The 17,026-nt window shown below is 63.8% G+C and carries 17 protein-coding genes; 6 read left to right on the top strand and 11 right to left on the bottom strand.

The window, feature by feature from the left end; all coding sequences use genetic code 11:
- The 3 genes from VKR55_RS07895 to VKR55_RS07885 form a co-directional block, all read right to left on the bottom strand.
- A partial coding sequence (locus VKR55_RS07895; RefSeq protein ID WP_324401491.1) for an MFS transporter occupies window positions 1-1,202 on the bottom strand: 1,202 nt, incomplete at its 3' end.
- A gap of 246 nt (window positions 1,203-1,448) precedes the next feature.
- Entirely contained in the window at window positions 1,449-2,798 is a 1,350-nt protein-coding gene (gene glmM / locus VKR55_RS07890) for a phosphoglucosamine mutase (protein ID WP_324401489.1), read from the bottom strand.
- A 215-nt stretch (window positions 2,799-3,013) separates the two neighbouring features.
- The gene (locus VKR55_RS07885) at window positions 3,014-3,181 is read right to left on the bottom strand and encodes a hypothetical protein (RefSeq protein WP_324401487.1); all 168 of its coding nucleotides are present in this window, start codon (window positions 3,179-3,181) and stop codon (window positions 3,014-3,016) included.
- Window positions 3,182-3,291: 110 nt separating this feature from the next.
- Here VKR55_RS07885 and VKR55_RS07880 point away from each other — a divergent pair, with 110 nt between their 5' ends.
- Window positions 3,292-4,428 (top strand): alpha-hydroxy acid oxidase, encoded by a 1,137-nt coding sequence (locus VKR55_RS07880; RefSeq protein ID WP_324401493.1) that lies wholly within the window; start codon window positions 3,292-3,294, stop codon window positions 4,426-4,428.
- 790 nt (window positions 4,429-5,218) lie between these two features.
- On the opposite strand, the gene VKR55_RS07875 is transcribed toward VKR55_RS07880, so the two are convergent.
- From VKR55_RS07875 to VKR55_RS07840, 8 genes are all read right to left on the bottom strand, one after another.
- On the bottom strand, window positions 5,219-5,830 hold the full coding sequence (locus VKR55_RS07875; protein WP_414642323.1) for a hypothetical protein: 612 nt from the start codon (window positions 5,828-5,830) through the stop codon (window positions 5,219-5,221).
- An 82-nt stretch (window positions 5,831-5,912) separates the two neighbouring features.
- Window positions 5,913-6,491: a hypothetical protein gene (locus VKR55_RS07870; protein WP_414642321.1), complete on the bottom strand. Its 579-nt coding sequence runs from the start codon at window positions 6,489-6,491 to the stop codon at window positions 5,913-5,915.
- A gap of 127 nt (window positions 6,492-6,618) precedes the next feature.
- Window positions 6,619-7,461, bottom strand: a complete 843-nt coding sequence (locus tag VKR55_RS07865) for a shikimate dehydrogenase (protein ID WP_324401481.1) — start codon at window positions 7,459-7,461, stop codon at window positions 6,619-6,621.
- Window positions 7,462-7,530: 69 nt separating this feature from the next.
- Window positions 7,531-8,202, bottom strand: coding sequence for a YoaK family protein (locus tag VKR55_RS07860; protein ID WP_414642320.1), 672 nt, complete (start codon window positions 8,200-8,202; stop codon window positions 7,531-7,533).
- A 51-nt stretch (window positions 8,203-8,253) separates the two neighbouring features.
- Complete coding sequence (locus VKR55_RS07855; RefSeq protein WP_324401479.1) at window positions 8,254-10,302, bottom strand: elongation factor G; 2,049 nt, start codon at window positions 10,300-10,302, stop codon at window positions 8,254-8,256.
- A gap of 236 nt (window positions 10,303-10,538) precedes the next feature.
- Window positions 10,539-11,018 carry a DUF992 domain-containing protein gene (locus VKR55_RS07850; protein ID WP_324401477.1) on the bottom strand — a complete coding sequence of 160 codons (480 nt, stop codon included), beginning with the start codon at window positions 11,016-11,018 and terminating at the stop codon, window positions 10,539-10,541.
- A 147-nt stretch (window positions 11,019-11,165) separates the two neighbouring features.
- Complete coding sequence (locus VKR55_RS07845; RefSeq protein WP_324401475.1) at window positions 11,166-11,678, bottom strand: DUF992 domain-containing protein; 513 nt, start codon at window positions 11,676-11,678, stop codon at window positions 11,166-11,168.
- Between the two features lie 199 nt (window positions 11,679-11,877).
- The gene (locus VKR55_RS07840; RefSeq protein ID WP_324401473.1) at window positions 11,878-13,080 is read right to left on the bottom strand and encodes a pyridoxal phosphate-dependent aminotransferase; all 1,203 of its coding nucleotides are present in this window, start codon (window positions 13,078-13,080) and stop codon (window positions 11,878-11,880) included.
- A gap of 181 nt (window positions 13,081-13,261) precedes the next feature.
- Between VKR55_RS07840 and VKR55_RS07835 the strand changes: the two genes are divergently transcribed.
- The 5 genes from VKR55_RS07835 (at window position 13,262) to VKR55_RS07815 (ending at window position 16,825) form a co-directional block, all read left to right on the top strand.
- Window positions 13,262-14,506, top strand: a complete 1,245-nt coding sequence (locus VKR55_RS07835) for a glycosyltransferase family 87 protein (RefSeq protein WP_324401471.1) — start codon at window positions 13,262-13,264, stop codon at window positions 14,504-14,506.
- A 189-nt stretch (window positions 14,507-14,695) separates the two neighbouring features.
- Window positions 14,696-15,346: a glutathione S-transferase family protein gene (locus tag VKR55_RS07830; RefSeq protein ID WP_324401470.1), complete on the top strand. Its 651-nt coding sequence runs from the start codon at window positions 14,696-14,698 to the stop codon at window positions 15,344-15,346.
- 139 nt (window positions 15,347-15,485) lie between these two features.
- Window positions 15,486-15,656: a hypothetical protein gene (locus VKR55_RS07825; protein WP_324401468.1), complete on the top strand. Its 171-nt coding sequence runs from the start codon at window positions 15,486-15,488 to the stop codon at window positions 15,654-15,656.
- A gap of 46 nt (window positions 15,657-15,702) precedes the next feature.
- Window positions 15,703-15,873, top strand: a complete 171-nt coding sequence (locus VKR55_RS07820) for a hypothetical protein (RefSeq protein ID WP_324401466.1) — start codon at window positions 15,703-15,705, stop codon at window positions 15,871-15,873.
- 139 nt (window positions 15,874-16,012) lie between these two features.
- The gene (locus VKR55_RS07815) at window positions 16,013-16,825 is read left to right on the top strand and encodes a PAS-domain containing protein (RefSeq protein ID WP_324401463.1); all 813 of its coding nucleotides are present in this window, start codon (window positions 16,013-16,015) and stop codon (window positions 16,823-16,825) included.
- Window positions 16,826-17,026 lie beyond the last annotated feature (201 nt).

Genomic DNA, 17,026 nt, shown 5'->3' with positions numbered 1-17,026 from the left:
AACGCGCAGATCTGGTAGACGAACGCGATCGAGGTGTGATCGGCGAGCTTGCCGAGCACGGCGGCGCCGAGCCCGCCGATCCCGAAGGCGACGCCGAAGAAGACCCCGGAGATCATCCCGAAGCGATGCGGCACCAGCTCTTGCGCGAACACGATGATCGATGACGTCGTCGAGGAGATCACGAGCCCGATGAAGATGGTCAGCACGGCGCTGGCATAAAGGCCGACATGGGGCAGCGCCAGTGTGAACGGCAGCGCGCCCAGCACCGAAAACCAGAGCACGATCTTGCGGCCGAAGCGGTCACCAAGCGGCCCGCCGAGGAACGCGCCGATCGCGTTCGCGGCGAGGAAGATGAAGAGATAGATCTGCGCCGCCTGGGTCGAGACGCCGAACTTGTCGATCAGATAGAAGATGTAATAGCTCGACAGGCTCGAGACGTAGAGCTGCTTGGAGAACAGGAGCGCCACCAGCACCGCGAGCGCGACCGTCACGCGCCTTCCGCTCGGCGCGTCCGGATGCGCCTTGATCGCAGAGACCTTGCGGTCCGCGATCTGCGGCCTGTACCAGAGGCCGATCCGCCACAGGATCAGGATCGCGACGAAGGCGATCGTGGAGAACCAGGCGATCGATGGCTGGCCGAACGGCACCACGATCAACGCTGCCAGCACCGGCCCCATCGAGGTGCCGAAGCTGCCGCCGAGTTGGAAAAAGGATTGCGCAAAACCATAGCGGCCACCCGACGCGAGGCGCGCGATGCGCGCCGACTCCGGGTGGAACACCGCCGAGCCGAGGCCGACGAAGGCGGCTGCGACGAGTATCGTCGGATAGGTGCCGGCGACGCTGAGCAGCAACAGGCCGAAGAAGGTCGAGGCCATGCCGATCGAAAGCGAGAACGGCTGCGGCTTCCTGTCGGTGATGTGGCCGACCATCGGCTGCAGCAGCGACGCGGTGAACTGGAACGCCAGCGTGATCATGCCGATCTGCGCGAAGTTGAGCGCATAGGCCTCTTTCAGGATCGGATACACCGAGGCAATCAACGACTGCATGGTGTCGTTGAGGAAATGCGAGAAGCTGATCCCGATCAGCACAACATAGGCAGGCCCCGTGGCGGCAACCGCCTTCATTGCTGCAGCCGGTGTCGCGTCACCCACCAGCACCGCCTCGCCGCGTGCTTCTTCGGAGACGATGACAGGCTTGTTCAACGGACGGTTCCCGGCGCGATTCGCAATGTCATGCGAATTTACCTACGTCACCGGGAGCGCAGCCACCACCGCCATTCGCCGATGGCAGCGATGCAGGGGGTCGGATTGCATCGCAAGATGCAATCCGGGTGAGGGGTTACGCTCTCTCGTGGATCCGAAGCCCCTCACCCGAATTGCTTCGCAATTCGACCTCTCCCCGCCGGGGAGAGGTGTCAGAACATAGCCAGCGTTGAACGCTGATAGCAATCACGCCGCGGCGGCGGCGTGGCCGAGCGCGTCGACGATATGGTCGACCACTTCTTCGACCAGGATGCGGTCGTCGCCCTCGCCCATCACGCGGATCACGGGCTCGGTGCCGGAGGAGCGCACCAACAGGCGGCCGTGACCGTTGAGGCGCTTCTCGCCGTCGATGATGGCGGATTTGACCTCGGCATCGTCGAGCGGCTTGCCGCTGCGGTAGCGTACGTTCTTCAGGATTTGCGGCAGCGGATCAAAACGGTGACAGACCTCCGACACCGGACGGCGCAGCTTCTGCACCACCGCGAGCACCTGCAGCGCGGCGACGAAGCCGTCGCCCGTGGTCGCATAGTCGGAGAGGATGATATGGCCGGAGGGCTCGCCGCCGAGATTGTAGCCGCCGTTCAGCATGCGCTCGAGCACGTAGCGGTCGCCGACCGGCGTGCGGATCATTTCGAGGCCGAGCTTCCCGAGGAAGCGTTCGAGGCCGAGATTGGACATCACGGTCGCGACGATGCCGGGCTTGGCAAGCCGCCCGTCTTCCTTCCAGCTCTGTGCGATGACCGCGAGCAACTGGTCGCCGTCGACGAGATGGCCGCGCTCGTCGACCAGGATGACGCGGTCGGCGTCGCCGTCGAGCGCAATGCCGATGTCGGCGCGCATCTCGCGCACCTTGCGGCACAGCGCGTCCGGCGAGGTCGAGCCGCATTCCTTGTTGATGTTGAAGCCGTCGGGCTCGACACCGATCGAGATCACGTCGGCGCCCAGCTCCCACAACGCTTCCGGCACCACCCTGTAGGCCGCGCCGTTGGCGCAATCGACCACGACGCGCAAGCCGTCCAGCGAAAGGTCGCGCGGCAGCGTGCGCTTGGCGAATTCGATATAGCGGTCGTGCACGCCGTCGATGCGGCGGGCGCGGCCCAGACTCGCGCTCTGCGCGAGCTTCTTGTCGAGCGATTCGTCGAGCAACTGCTCGATCTGCTTCTCGACGTCGTCGGAAAGCTTGAAGCCCTGCGGGCCGAACAGCTTGATGCCGTTGTCCTCGAACAGATTGTGGGAAGCCGAGATCATCACGCCGAGATCGGCGCGCATGGATTTGGTCAGCATCGCGACCGCCGGCGTCGGCATCGGGCCAACCAGCAGCACGTCCATGCCGACCGAGGTGAAGCCCGCCACCATCGCATATTCGATCATGTAGCCGGACAGGCGGGTATCCTTGCCGATGACCACACGATGGCGATGCTCGCCGCGTTGAAACACCAGGCCCGCGGCCTGGCCCACCTTGAGCGCCAGCTCGGGCGTGATCAGCCCGTTGGCACGGCCCCGAATTCCGTCGGTACCGAAATAATTGCGGCTCATGTAACCCCCAGCAGCTACCCCAACTCTCGCTGCGCAACAATGTTCAAAACGCAACACAAACGACGCGCCAAATCGCAAGGCACGTCCGGCAGTTATAAGGCCTCCACGGCTAAAATGGCTTCAAAAAATATGATGAATCATTACCCGGCGTCCGGTTCCGGGAACCGCTAATAAGTATTTGTTAACGCTCGCGATTATCTCGATTCCGCCGGCCGTCAGTCCTTGCGGCGAACGTGGTGGTCGCCCTTCGAGGGCGGCGGCTGGGTCACGTTGACGGGATCGGAGCCCGGAAAGGTCTCTTCCAACCCCTCCTCCAGCGCCTCGTCCAGCCGGCGCTTCTCGGCGCCCTCAGCGGGATCAGGCTTGTGGCGCGATCGTGCCATCGGACCCTCCTCGCTCTTATCGCTCGTTTGGGGATGCGATGTTGCAGGTTGTCCAAGCATGGTAGATGACGATCAAATCTGCCCAATACAAGAAGGGGACGGGAACGTTCATGAAGCACATCACCTGCATCGAGGACCTGCGCCAGCTCCACAAGCGGCGGGTGCCCAAGGCCTTTTTCGATTATGCCGACCGCGGCTCATATGCTGAGGAGACGTTGCACGCCAACCGCGACGACCTCAAGCAGATCAAGTTGCGTCAGCGCATCCTGGTCGACGTCTCCAAGCGCGACATGAAGACCACGATCCTGGGCGAGCCCTCCGCGCTGCCGCTCGTTCTCGCTCCCGTTGGCCTCCTCGGCATGCAGCATGGCGACGGCGAGATCCATGCCTGCCGTGCGGCGCAGGCCGCAGGCATTCCGTTCACCCAGAGCACGATGTCGATCTGCTCGATCGAGGACATCGCGGCCGCCGTCGACAAGCCGTTCTGGTTCCAGCTCTACGTGATGAAGGACCGCGGCTTCATCAAGGCGCTGATCGAGCGCGCGATCGCGGCGAAATGCTCGGCGCTGGTGTTGACCGTCGACCTGCAGGTGATCGGCCAGCGCCACCAGGATATCAAGAACGGCATGACGGTGCCGCCGGAGTGGTCGCTGTCGAAGCTTTTTGATTTCGCCACCAAGCCCGCCTGGGTCTCGGGCGTTCTGCGCGGCAAGCGACGCACCTTCGGCAATCTCGCCGGCCACCTCAAGATCAGCGATGACATCACCTCGCTCTCGACCTGGATCAATTCGCAGTTCGACACCACACTGAACTGGAAGGACGTCGACTGGATCCGCTCGATCTGGCCGGGCAAGCTGGTGCTGAAGGGCATCCTCGACGTCGAGGATGCCGAGATCGCGGTCAAGAGCGGCGCGCAGGCGCTGGTCGTCTCCAACCATGGCGGCCGCCAGCTCGACGGCGCGCCATCGTCGATCGAGGTGCTGCCCGAGATCGTCGATGCCGTGGGCTCGCAGATGGAGATTTTGTTCGACGGCGGCATCCGCTCCGGCCAGGACGTGATGCGCGCGCTCGCGCTCGGCGCCAAATCCTGCATGATCGGCCGCGCCTATGTCTATGGACTCGGCGCCGCAGGACAACAAGGCGTGGAGAAGGCCATCAGCGTGATCGCCAAGGAATTGGAGACCACCATGGGGCTCTGCGGCATCAACACCATCGCCGAAATCGACGACAAGGTGCTCGCGGTGTGACGGCTGCAAAACCGCTGCTTCGTAGGACGGATTAGCGCCAGCGTAATCCGCCATGCCGCGTCGAGCAAAACGGTGGGTTACGCTGGCGCTAACCCACCCTACGATCCATGTCGTCATTGCGAGCGAAGCGAAGCAATCCAGAGCGTCACGCAAAGGCTCTGGATTGCTTCGTCGCTATGCTCCTCGCAATGACGAGACAACGCCGCTTTCGCGGGGACGACAGTGGAGTTCGTCGCTCGAGATCCCGGGTTCGCGCTTTCCCCTGGCCTTCTGGACATCGCCGAACTCTTCCGGCGTGCGGTTCTTGAAGTTCTTCGAGTACCCTGCGTCGTAGAAGCCGGATGGCTCACATGCCGCTACCACCGCCGCCACCGCCACCGCCAGCTTGTCTCGAATTTTCGAGCGTATAGTCTTTTGGTTCGCTGGGCGCGTACCCGAACGCTCCTGGATAGCCCGTTTTCAAGCCCTTGGCGCGCATCGCACGCCACGTAGCGGAGCCGGCGATGCTCCGAGGATGCTTCCTGGAGACCTGATGGTGCTGGTGCGGTGTGTTGCTTGATACACTCTGGGCAAGCACAGCAGGCGCGGCGGCAATCAAGGCTGCCGCAGAAAATGCGATTATCGTAGTCCTCATTTTTCCGGCCTCCCTCTTTGGATAGAGACAGGGCAATCTGTCGCTATGCGCAGTCCGCGATGGATGAAGGGTCTGTCTCTGCAAACAGAGACCCTTCACCCGACTTCTCTTCGCGAAGCCACAACCCTTTCCCACGACAAGGGGAGCGTGAGAATTTCACATCGGCGGTGTGATTCCGTCGCGGCCGACGTTGATGCGGCCGGCTTCCAGCGTGCCGTCTTCCTTCTTCGCCGCGCCGAAGATGATGATCTTCGCGCCCGGTTTCACCTCCGACTTGTCGCTGGCAACGAAGGTCACGATCGGCGTGTCAGGTGGCACCACGACTTTCTTCTCGCCGCCCTTGTATTTGACCAGAATGTTCTGGCCTTCGGTGCCCTTCACCGTCTCGGCCACCGTCGCATTCGTCATGGTCGAGTTGGGACGAGCATCCCAGGGGTGGAACCCTTCGGCGGCGCCGCGCTGATTTGCCGGGAAGATGTGCACCGCAAAGGCCTTCTGGGTGCCGTCGGGCTCAGGCATCGCCGAAATGCCGATATAGGAGCCTTCCTTGACTTCCGACAGCGATGTCTTCACGAGCGCAAAGACGGCGACATTGTCGGTCATCTTCACCGTCACATCGGTGCCTTCGCGCGTCTTGATGCCGAGCGTAGAGCCGTCGACCGTCTCGATGGCGCCGCGGATGCGTGTCATCGGCGGCTGTTGCGCAGAGGCCGATGACGCGAGCATGGTGATCGCGGCAAATGAGGCCACGAGCAGGCGTGGCAGCATGGATGTCAGTGTCGGCATGGCCTTGTCCCTCCGCGGCTGTTTGCGTCAAACACCGCAACCCCGGAGGGTGATGACTATTCCTTCACATCGGCGGGGTCAGCCCGTCGCGGCCGACCATGACGCGCCTGGTCTCGAACGAGCCGTCCGGAAGCTGCTTCATGAAGGCGATCACCTTGGCGCTTTGCTTCAAGTCCGACTTGTCGGCGGGGACGAAGGTCACGACAGACGTTTCGGGCGTGACCAGCACCTTCTTCTCGCCGTCCTTGTATTTGACGAGCAGCGTGTGCCCGTCATTGCCGACCACGCTCTGTGACACCGTCGCATTGGTCATCGTCGAGTTGGGCTTGAGGTCGTAGGGCCGCGAGCCCTCGCCGGTGCCGCGCATGTTTTCCGGAAACACGTGAACCTCGACCGCAGTTGGCATGCCACTCGTTCCCGGCACCGTCGTCGCGCCGATGAAAGAGCCGACCTTGACATCCGACAATGAAGTCTTGGCGATGCCGATGACCTGCATGTCCGAGGTCATGTGCAGCTTGAAGTCCTCGCCACTGCGTGACTTCACCGTGAGCGTATCGGAATCCACGGCTTCGACGGTGCCGCGGACGCGCGTGGGAACGGGCGCCTTTTGCGCGATGGCATAGACGGTGGAAGCGGCCACCATCGCGAGCGCGATCAGCGGGTGGCGGAATGAGGTACGGCGGGGAAGCATGAAGGGAACTCCGGCTGTGCAGGCATGGTCTAACGCCAGACCCCGACCTCCGGCCCCTATTCCCGCACACTTTGGCGGATCACGCGTGCGTGAGATCGGCTTCCACAATCGAGCGAAGTTCCAACGTCACCTGCGGACGCCGCCCGAACCACAATTCGAATCCGCGCACGGCCTGGTGCAGCAGCATGCCGAGGCCGTCGGCGGTGCGCAGTCCCCGCGCCTTTGCCGCCGCAAGCAGCGGCGTCTGAAGCGGCACATAGACGAGATCGGCGACCACGGCATCTTGCGGCAGAGTTCCGACATCGATCTCAAGCGGCGCCTGGCCATGCATGCCGAGCGAGGTCGTGTTGACCAATAATTTCGCGCGCGGCAGCAACGCGTCGACCTGCTCCCAAGCGGTGGGCTGCACGGCCGCCCCAAACTTCTCCGCCAGTATTTCTGCACGCGCGAGCGTGCGGTTGACGAGATGCACGCGTTTGATACCGCGCTCGATCAGGCCGAACACCACCGCGCGCGCCGAGCCGCCGGCGCCCAGCACCAGCGCCTCTTCGGTCCTGTCCCATCCGGACGCGCAGGCGTCGAGATTGTTCACGAAACCTTCGACGTCGGTGTTGGTCGAGCGCAATTCGCCGTCGGCGAACCACAGCGTGTTGGCGGCGCCAATGGCTCGCGCGCGCGCATCCGGCGCCGATAGCGCCAGTACGCTTTCCTTGTGCGGAATGGTAACGTTGGCGCCGACGAAACCGCGCAGCGGCAGCCGCAGCACGAAATCGCGCAAATCCTCCGGCGGCACCGCCTCGATGACATAGCCGCCCTCGATGCCGAGCGTGCGCAGCCAATAACGATGGATCAGCGGCGAGCGCGAATGCGCAGCCGGCCATCCGATCAGGCACGCGGCACGGGGTCTTGGTGCAGATGTCATTGCTGTCCATTCGGGCAAGCGGCGCGCCCTGTCAATGGTGGCTGCTTACCCCGGCCCCGACCCACGCGCTCAACGCCAGCGCCGCAGCGCCGGCAAGCCAGACCGCGGCGAGGGCGATTCTGTGATAGACGAGCGCGCCGCATACCCCGCCCCGACCAGCGCCGCCCAGAGCAGGAGGTTCGGCACCCAGCCAAACCGTGCGCCGCCGGTCAACGCCGCGGCGAGAAATTGCCCGACCTTGACCAGCGCTCCCGTGACATAGGTGAGACCGAGGCCAGAGCCGCCCTCGATCTGGAACACCGCGTTCTCCAACCCCATCGCGACCACGATCGCAGCGACGGCGAGATTTTCCAGGCCAAGAGCATTGCACAGGCCGGCCAGCGCGAGGAGAAGCCCTTCGGCGAGCAGAACTCCAGCCTGCGAATAGCGGCTCCTGCCGAACACGATCAGGCTGCCGCAGGCCGCGCCGACCACGAACAGCGCGATCAGGCCAAGCGCCTCGGCCGCTGCCCGGAAATTCCCGGCGGCGAGGCTGACGCCCATCCGCGTCGAGTTGCCGCTCATGAAGGAGACGAACAGGCCGCCCAGATGCAAAAAGCCGATGCCATCGACATAGCCGGCGAGCGCGCTGAGCGCGCAAGCGAGCGTAATGTCGCGATGGGAATCGAGCATGGCCGTGAGCACTACCGGAACGATGTCGCAGCAGTGTTCACGAAAGCCCTGGGTTTGAAAAGGTGACACCGTCATCCCGGAATGCGCCGCTTGGCGCAGCCCGGGAATGACGTTGCGAGATCACGCCGCGTCGCGGTGCGCAGCGATGATCTGGTCGGCGGCGCGGCCCGTCACTTCGGCCATGTGGTCGAACTGGCGGCTGAAGCTGCCGGCGCCGGCGGTGGCCGAGCGCAGCTCGACAATGAGCTCGCCGATCTCCGCCTCCGGCATCTGGGCACGAACGCAGTCCCAGCCGGGCCAGCCCTCGCGCGTGTCGAAACCCAGGATCTGCCCGCGTCGCGCCGACAGGATCGCGTTGATCTTGGCGGTCGCATCCGTCGGACAGACGATCTCGACCACGTAGATCGGCTCGAGCAGCACCGGCTGGCAATTCGGCAGGCCCTCGCTGACACCGATACGCGCCGCGGTGCGGAACGCGAGATCGGAGGAGTCGACGCTGTGATAGGAGCCGTCGGTCAGCGTCACCTGCACGTCGACCACAGGGAAGCCGAGCGGCCCGCGCGCCAGGCCATCGACCACGCCCTCCTCGACCGCACCGATATAGTTGCGCGGAACCGCGCCGCCGACCACGGTTTCCTCAAACTTGAAGCCGTCGCCGCGCGGCAGCGGCTTGATGTCGAGCACCACGTCGCCGAACTGGCCGTGGCCGCCGGACTGCTTCTTGTGCCGGCCGCGCTGGGTGATGGCTTTACGGATGGTCTCCTGATAGCCGATCGCGGGCGGATGCGCCTTGACGCTGACGCCGAAGCGATCCTTGAGCCGCTCCTGCGCCACGCGCAGATGCATCTCGCCCTGCCCCCACAGCACGGTGTCGTGGGTGCGCGGATTCTGCACCATCGAGAGCGAGGGATCCTCCTCGTTGAGCCGCAGCAGCGCCTGGCCAAGCTTGACGTCGTCCTTGCGGTCGGTGGCCGCGACGGAGATTGACAGCACGCCCGGTGTCGCGGCGACCGTCACCAGCGATGGCGGCGCAGTCTTGCCGCTCGAGACCGTGTCGCCGGTCTTGATGGCGTCGAGCTTGCCGAGCGCGATGGTATCGCCGACTTCCGCCGCCGCACGTTTGGTGTCGTAGGCGCCGTTGACGGCGAGGATGCCGGAGACGCGTCCGCTGCCGCTTGCGGCGGATTGCAGCGTCGCGCCGTCATCGAGGTGACCTGACAAGAGCCGCGTCAGTGACAATTTCCCGCCGTGCTGCAAATGCACGGTCTTGAACACGTAACCCAGCGCCTCCTTGGACTCGGGCACGCCGAGGCGCCTGGCGGTCTCCGCAACGCCGGGTGATTCGTGGCGCAGCGCCTTCATCAGGCGCAGCACACCGTTCTCGCGGATCGCGCAGCCGAGCAGCACCGGACAGATCAGCCCTCCGCGCAATTCGCGGGCGAGATCGTCGAACACGGCGTCGCGTGGCGGCTGGATGTCCTCGAGGAGTTGCTCCATCAGCGCGTCGTCATGGTCGGCGAGCTTCTCCAGCATCGAGAAACGCGCTTCCTTCTCGCGGTCGAGATTGCCGCCGTTGAGCTCGACGACTTCGGAGGCCTTGTGCTCGCGATAGACGAAGGCGCGCTCCAGCGCGAGGTCGACGAAGCCCTCGATCAATTCGCCGTTCCAGATCGGAATCTGGCGGAGCACGAGCGGAACGCGCGAGGCCGGCTGCAGCGTGGCGAGCGTCTCGCGGATGCGCTTGTTGGCGCGGTCGATCTTGTTGAGAAACAGAAAGCGCGGGATGTTCAGGTTTTCCAGCTCGCGCAGGATGATCTGGAGCTGCGGCAGCTTTTTCTCATCCGCCTCGCACACTACGATCGCAGCGTCGACGGCGGGCAGCGCCGCGCGCATGTCGTGCGCGAACTCGACCGAGCCCGGACAATCGATGAAGGTGTAGCTGTCGCCCATGAAGGTGGTGGTGGCAGCCGTGAGGCCGACGCTCATCTTGTGGTGGCGGGCTTCGGGACTGGCATCGCCCAGGGAAGTTCCGGCATCGACGCTGCCGGCTTTGTGGATCGCGCCTGTTCGCGCGAGGATGGCTTCGAGAAGTGTGGTTTTACCGCTTTGGAAAGGGCCCACCAGCGCAATGCACCGTGGACCACGGGGACTTCTGACGTCTTGTCCCATTCGCCGTCTCCTTGGGTTCGGAGCTCGGCCCGTGATTGGGTCGGCAAATGGTCATGCTCTGCCTGCCCCAACGTTTTGGCAAGCGAGAAATCGTCGCTGCCGTGCGATCGGAGGAAAACCGGACGCTTCTGCATCGTCATTGCGAGCGAAGCGAAGCAATCCATAGTCTTTCCGCGGAGGCGGTATGGATTGCTTCGTCGCTGGCGCTCCTCGCAATGACGAGAGACGCGTGTCGCTTAACGTCCCGGACGCAGTTCCAGACTCTCGAGCCCGGCGGCGACATTGACGCCGACCTGGCCCTGCAGGCTGAGCGGCTGCAACGCGATGGAATTGTTGGAACCGCCGACCAGCACATTGCCGCCGGCACCGACGCCGAGCGAAGCGCTGCCCTGCGCGCCGGCATAGTCGCCGGCGAGATCGCCAGGCCCGAGATGGGCCACCGGCGCATAGACACCCCAGGCAAGCGCAGTCTCCTGAGTGATGCCGAGATCAAGGCCCACCTTGCGGATGGTCGCGATGTAGCGGTCTTCCGGATAACCCTCGACGCGCAGCACGCAGCCGAGATTGGTCACGGAGCCGACGACAAAGCCGATGCTGGCGCCGCCGCGGCATTCGAGCACGCCGACCTGCACGCGGTCCATCGGCTCCTGTGCATGGGAAGAGGGCGCGGCAAAAAAGCTTGCTGCAAGCGCGGCAAGGAGAAGAGAACGACGCATAAAGAAAACTCCGACTGAAAGATGTGATGCGGACGGAGAACAATGGCTCAAGGCACTGGTCTTTCTATGCCACAACCCGTTCCACCGCGCCAAAGAAAAGAGGCCCGCTTTCGCGGGCCCCTTGATTGATTCAAGTTAATCGTTTTGTCAGCCGTGACGGCGATGATGACGCCAGCGGCCGCGATGGACGAAGCGGACCGGCTCGAGCTCGAGGCCTGCAATGCCGGCCGCGACATTCAGCCCGGTCTGGCCCTGCACGCTGATCGGTTGCAGCGCATAGGCATTGCGCGGACCGCCGACCAGGAAGTTGCCGCCGCCGCCGACGCCGATCGAGGCGTTGGCGCCAACGCCGCCATAGGTACCGGCGAGCTCGCCATAGCCGAGCCGCGTGGTCGGCGCGTTGACCGTCCAGGTGAACTGGATCGTCGCGGTGACGCCGAGATCGACTCCGATGCGCCTCACGGTTGCCGTGTAGGCTTCAGGGCGACGGCCCGGGCTCTGGAATACGCATTCGAGGTTGGCGACCGATCCCACGATAAAGCCGACATTCTGTCCGCCGCGGCATTCGAGCACGCCGGCATGATAGGCAGGCATCGCATGTGCACTGGCAAGCGAGCCTGCGAATGCGGCGGCGGCGATGATCAGGGTTGGAAGTCGCATGGTTTGTTCTCCGCGAAGACGAATTGAAAAGGCGGAGGGACAGGAAGGAAGCGCCGTGTCCAAAACATGGCGCTGCGCACGCCGGTCATCAAAACTTCCAAGGTGTGGCGCGAATGCCTGAACTTGCGGGTTCCTGTGAACGCCTGGAAGCGGACACTGGCGTGGCAGTTCCCGAGCCGCCACGCCAGAATTAATTTGACTATCTCAAATTGCCACAAAAGCGCTGGATGCGCTTGCAGGCGTCCTCGAGATCCGACGTTTTGGTCGCATACGAGATGCGGAACGCCGGTCCAAGCCCGAACGCCGAGCCCTGCACCACCGCGACGCCTTCGGCCTCGAGCAACTCGGTGACGAAGTCCTCGTCGCTGCCGAGATTCTTCCCCGACGGCGTGGTCTTGCCGATAGTGCCGGCGCAGGATGGATAGACGTAGAATGCGCCTTCGGGGCGCGGGCAATCGATGCCGTTCGCCTGGTTCAGCATCGACACCACGAGGTCGCGCCGCTCCTTGAACACCTTGTTGTTCGCAGGGATGAAATCCTGTGGACCGTTGAGCGCCTCCACCGAAGCCCATTGCGCGATCGACGAGGGGTTCGAGGTCGACTGCGACTGGATGGTCGCCATCGCTTTGATCAGCTCGGCCGGACCGCCGGCATAGCCGATGCGCCAGCCCGTCATGCAATAGGCCTTCGACACGCCGTTCACCGTCAGCGTGCGCTCGTACAGTTTCGGCTCGATCTGCGCCGGCGTCGTGAACGCGAAGTCGTCGTAGACCAGATGCTCGTACATGTCGTCGGTCATGACCCAGACATGTGGATGCTTCACCAGCACGTCGGTGATCGCCTTCAGCTCGGCTCGGGTGTAGGCCGCGCCGGTCGGGTTCGACGGCGAGTTGAGGATGATCCACTTGGTCTTCGGCGTGATCGCCTTCTCCAGATCCTGAGCGCGCAGCTTGAAGCCGTGCTCGGCGGTGCAGATCACTGGAACCGACTCGCCGCCGGCGAGCGCCACCATTTCCGGATAGCTCACCCAATAGGGCGCGGGGATGATCACCTCGTCGCCCGGATTGATGGTCGCCATCAGCGCATTGTAGAGCACCTGCTTGCCGCCGGTGCCGACGATGACCTGGTTGGGCTTGTAGGTCAGCTCGTTCTCGCGCTTGAACTTGGCGATGATCGCCTCCTTCAGCTCGGGAATACCGCTGACATCGGTGTACTTGGTCTTGCCGTCCTTGATCGCTTTGATCGCGGCCTGCTTGATGTTCTCAGGCGTGTCGAAATCAGGTTCGCCGGCGCCGAGGCCGATGACGTTGCGGCCCGCCGCTTTCAGCGCGCGTGCTTTATCCGTGACCGCGATCGTCGCGGACGGCTTCACACGGTCGAGCGCAGCGGACAGTAAAGGCATCATCGGCTCCTTTGGCCATGCGTCGTGGACGAACGCCCACGACTCCATTTGAGGGAATATTTGCAGCCTATTCCGACGCCCGCTGCATCGCAAGAAGCTTCCACAACGACAGGCAAACTTTAGGGAACATTAAAGGGACGGCGCTAGCGTCCGCGCAACATTCCTAAAGTTCTGCGGCGAAATGGCTCACATCTGGCAAGGTATCTGTAAAGCCCTGCGATCCGGCGAATGGCTGACACCCGCGCGCGCCCGCGGCTATGCCGTGATCCTGCTCGTGATCGGTAGCCTCGCCTTCGCAGGCTGGATCGCGGTGTCGGACGGCCTGATCGACCGCAATGGCAAGCCGATCGGCACCGATTTTTCCAACGTCTATGCGGCGGGGATGCTGACCTGGCAGGGCAAATCCGCCGACGCCTATGACCCCGCGCTTCAACATGCGGCGGAACAGGCGACCTTCGATGGGCGCGAGGTGCCGTTCTATGGCTGGCACTATCCGCCGTTCTTCTTTGCGATCGCAGTCCTGGTGGCATCGCTACCCTATGCGCCCGGGCTTGCGCTATGGCTTGCCGCGAGCTTTGCCGCCTATCTCGCGACGCTGCGCGCCATCCTGCCGCGGCCGGAGACGCTGCTGATCGCCTCCGCGTTCCCAGCGGTATTGATCAACATCGGTCATGGCCAGAATGGATTCCTGACCGCGGCGTTGCTCGGCGGCGCATTGCACCTGCTCGATCGCCGGCCATGGATCGCGGGCGTGCTGATCGGTCTCCTCGCCTACAAGCCGCAATTCGGCGTGCTCATCCCGATCGCGCTCATGGCAAGCCGGCGCTGGAGCAGCATCATGGCAGCGATCCTCACCATCGCCGCGCTGATCGCCATCAGCTTTGCGACGCTGGGCAGCAGCGTCTGGCATGCCTTCTTCGATTCCATGAATTTCACGCAAGTCGTTGTGCTCGAACAGGGCGGCACTGGCTGGGAGAAGATCCAATCGGCATTCTCGGCCGCGCGCAATTGGGGCGCTGATGTTCACACCGCTTACGCGATCCAGATCGCGCTGGGGATCATCCTTGCCGCCACATTGGCGTGGCTCTGGCGCAGCGAGGTCGCATTCGAGCTGAAGGCTTCCGCGCTCGCAACCGCGAGCCTGCTCGCGACGCCTTACGTGCTCGACTACGATCTCGTCGCGCTGGCGATCGCAATCGCCTACTTCGCGCGCCACGGCTTCAAATGCGGCTTCCGCGACTACGAAATCAGCCTGCTGGCCGCGGCCTGGATCGTGCCGCTCGTCTCACGCGGGCTTGCTGGCGCCACCGGAATTCCTTCGGGCTTGATCGTGATGCTCGCGCTCTACGGCTTTACGCTGCACCGCGCCATGACGAGTCGCGAAAGCGCGACCATCGCCGCCGCCCAACCCATCGCGCAAGCGTGATCCGAAGTGTAGGCGCGTCATAGAAAACTGTTCCGCACGTTTGCAGTGCGGTAGAGGTTTTCAAGCTTTTCTGCCGACTGGCCCTTGCAGTGCAACCACATCGGCATCATTGTTTGGCCGTGTTACGGCACGACAAACAAGCAAGCGTCGGCCGCGCTCGGCGCATCACACTCATCCAGCACGGTCCGAATGTACAAGCTTTACTCGATGCAGCGCTCCGGCAACAGCTACAAGGTCCGCCTTGCGCTGGCGCTGCTCAACATGCCCTACGAGGCGGTCGAGATCGACATTCTGCGCGGCGAGAGCCGCACGCCGGATTTCCTCGCCAAGAACCCGAGTGGCCAGGTGCCCCTGCTCGAGGTCGCCGAGGGTCGCTACATCGCCGAATCCAACGCCATCCTCTGGTTCGTCGCCAACGGCACGCCGCTGACGCCGGAGTCGCGGGTCGAGCGCGCGGAAGCGCTGCAATGGATGTTCTTCGAACAGCACGCGCTGGAGCCGAATATCGGCGCGGCCTATTTCTGGCTGGCGCTGGTCAAGGGCGGCCGCGTGCTGCAGACGCATGCGCTGGAGGACTGGATGGAGCGCGGCTATGCGGCGCTCCAGGTGATGGAAAATCACCTCAAGATCCATGACTACTTCGCCGCCAGCCAGCTCACTGTCGCCGACATCGCGCTCTATGGCTACACCCATCTCGCGGAGCGCTGCGACTTCGAGCTCTCCACCTTCCCGGCGATTCGCGCCTGGCTGAAACGGGTCGAGCAGACGCCGGGCTTTGTTTCGATGGACTGGCGCCCGGACGACGTGGACGACACGCCGAGTATCGCGGCCAGCGCCTGACGGCAGGGTCAATCGTTAACAATCCTTAACGCTTGCGGCGAATCGGCGGTCAACCTGCCGCAATAATGCCGGCGGCGGTTGCGACGATTCGCTCCGTCGCGGGTGATTCGCCCGCGCCGTACAAGGATCGTCAAAGACCATGACACGGTCGCCCGGCGCCACAGGCTTTCACGGCCAAAGCGTCCCTGTTGCCTCGCCCCGACTGATCGACGCTGTCGTCGCTTCGCTCGCGTTCGGCGCCTTCTCGCTGTGCCTTGTCGTCACGCTTACGGTGCTGTCGCTCAAGGCCTGTCAGGCGATGCCGCTGTAGATCCTTGGCGACAAGCGCCAGTCGCGCCGTTCTCGCCGAGACGACGATGAGGAAAGCACCTGTCCTGCTGGTAGCGATGGCGCTCAGCGCGACCATCGTCGTGGCCGTCACCTTGCTGATCGCGACAGAGACCCATGGCGATGGCCGCGCCGGTCTCCAGCCTCTCCCGTTCCGCAAGGTAAATGGCGGCGCCGGTTCCACGTCCGTTCGCATTTGATCGAACAAATCTGAAAGCTCTGCAGAACGAATGAACGCCTCCTTAAGCAGAGGAGCGGAAAGTTCTCATCCGACGCAACGACGCAACAATCGGCGGTCAGACTCGTATTCTGACCCTTTGCGCGAAGGCAAGAGACGGCATGCAGTTGGACTGGCGGACCATCGCAGGACCGGTGCTCGCGGCGGCGACGACGTTGGCCGCCTTTGTAATCGATCGCAACCTCTTCGCCGTCCCCAATCCGGCGCCGCTGCTCGTCTGCATCGTGGCCTTCGCCGGCTCGCTCAGTGGCCTGGCCTCCGCTTCCGTCAGCGCAGCGATTGCCATCCCGGGAGCCGCGCTGTTCTTCTTTGATCACCGCGCCGCTCCCGGCTACAGCAGCGGCGACCTCGTCCGGCTTGCGATGCTGGCGATGACCGCGGGCGGGACCGCCGCCGTGACCGGCCTGCTCAGGCAGTGGATGCTGGATGCCTTTGCGCAGGATCGGCGTCACTATGCGACCGCAGCACGGCTGTCGTCCGCACTCGACCAGGTCGACATCGGCATCGTGCTGCTCGACGCCGATACCCGCGCGGTGTTCATTAACCGCGCCTTCCGCCATTACTTCGCGCTGCCCGACGAGAAGGCCGATTCGCGGCCGCCGTTCATCGCGTTGATGTATCACGGCCGCGACACCGGCGCCTATGAGATGCCGGCCGACGAGCTCAACACCTTCATCGCGCGGCGCATGGAGATGATGCGAAGCGGCGATTCCACGCCGATCAACATCAAGCTCAAGGACGGCCAGGTGCTGCGCTTCTCCTGCACGGCGCTACCCGACGGCGGGCGCATGCTGGCCTATACGCCGGTCACCGATCTCGTCCGCTGCACCGACGATCCGGCGGATGCGGAATATTACCGGTCGCTGCGCGGCGGCGATCTCCGCCTCTCGCGCTCGCTGCGCGCGGCGGAGTAATCCCGCAACGGCTCCATGAGGAGGCGCTCCTCTGCTCGAATTCGTCATGCCCGGGCTTGACCCACGGCTGTCCGGTTTAGCTTTGGCATAGGCTGAGGCTCATCTGTCGCTGATCTTTGATGATTGGCGGAGGCGGATCGAGGAGGCGATCGATCCGCCGTCGCTGCATGAGGTTTTGAGCGACCAGCCGGGTGAAGATAA

Source organism: Bradyrhizobium sp. (assembly GCF_035309285.1).
In the GTDB taxonomy this organism is placed as follows: domain Bacteria; phylum Pseudomonadota; class Alphaproteobacteria; order Rhizobiales; family Xanthobacteraceae; genus Bradyrhizobium.
The sequence above is the reverse complement of the archived record's forward strand: the minus strand, read 5'-3'. Positions and strand labels throughout refer to the sequence as shown.